The organism is Bradyrhizobium sp. LB14.3, assembly GCF_040547985.1.
Lineage (GTDB): Bacteria > Pseudomonadota > Alphaproteobacteria > Rhizobiales > Xanthobacteraceae > Bradyrhizobium.
In genome coordinates, this window is the sequence record NZ_JBEPQT010000097.1 from 1 (window position 1) to 1,278 (window position 1,278).

General features: G+C 60.7%; 1 protein-coding gene. It reads right to left on the bottom strand.

What is annotated here, in order from left to right:
* Positions 1-61: 61 nt before the first annotated feature.
* Positions 62-1,194, bottom strand: a protein-coding gene (locus tag ABIB00_RS39015; protein WP_247396284.1) for an IS3 family transposase whose coding sequence is annotated in 2 segments (ribosomal slippage) — positions 62-939 and positions 939-1,194 — 1,134 coding nt in all. Because the reading frame shifts where the segments join, the coding sequence is not laid out codon by codon here.
* Positions 1,195-1,278 lie beyond the last annotated feature (84 nt).

Consider the following 1,278-nt stretch of genomic DNA (forward strand, 5'->3'; position numbering starts at 1 on the left):
TGAGCTGGTCCCGTTTGTCTGAACAGAATCTCCGCCTCGATAAGTGGAGCTTCTGCCGGGGTTAGACCGCCAAGCGGAATGGCGGCTGGTTGAAGTAGGCTTGATCCGGTGTGACGTCGTCAAGGCTCTGGTGCGGCCGGCGGCCGTTGTAGAAATCGAGGTATCGGCCGATCGAGGCACGAGCCTCGCTGACGTTGTTGTAGGCCCTCAGGTATACCTCCTCGTATTTGACGCTGCGCCACAATCGCTCAACGAACACGTTGTCACGCCAGGCGCCTTTGCCATCCATGCTGATGGCAATGCCGTTGCTGGCGAGTAGGCCGGTAAAGTCCGTGTCGGTGAACTGCGAGCCTTGATCGGTGTTGAATATCTCCGGCTTGCCGTGACGTGCCAGAGCATCCTCGAGCGTCTCGACGCAGAAGGCCGCCTCCATCGTGATCGACAGTCGCCACGACAGAACCCGGCGGGTCGCCCAGTCCAACACCACAGCGAGATAGACGAAGCCACGCGCCATCGGGATGTACGTGATGTCCATGGCCCAGACGTGGTTTGGTCGCGTAATTTCCAGGTCGCGCAGCAGATACGGATAGATCTTGTGGCCGGGTTCGGGCTTCGTGGTGCGCGGCCGGCGATAGAGCGCCTCTATCCCCATCCGCCGCATCAGCGTCTTGACATGCCGGCGGCCGATCTTACACCCCTCGGCAGCCAGCAGGCCTCTCAACATCCGCGAACCGGCGAAGGGAAACTCCAGATGCAGCCGGTCGAGACGCCGCATCATCGCCAGATCGCCGTCCGGCACCGGCCGCGGCAGGTAATAAACGCTGCCGCGGCTGATCTGCAAAACTTCCGCTTGCCTGGTGATCGACAGATCGTGCTCGCGGTCTATCATCGCTTTGCGCTCAGCAATCCCGCCTTGGTGAGCGCGCTTTCTAAAAAATCGTTCTCCAGCGTCAGCTCTCCGATTTTGGCGTGGAGCGACTTCACATCGATCGCCGGGATCTCCGGCGCTCGGCCTCCCGGTCCGAAAACCTCCGAAGCGCTCCCCTCGAGCTGTGACTTCCAGGCCGTGATCTGATTGGGGTGGACGTCGAAATGCTCGGCCAGTTGGGCTATCGTCCGATCACCCTTGAGGGTCGCCAGTGCCACCTTCGCCTTGAAGGCCGGTGTGTGGTTCCGGCGTGCTCGTCTGCTCATAGTCTCTCCTGTTCACGGCGATTATCGCCGCCTTCAGGCAGAAACTCCACTTAGCGACCTGTTCAAATTTGCGAAGCCGGCTCT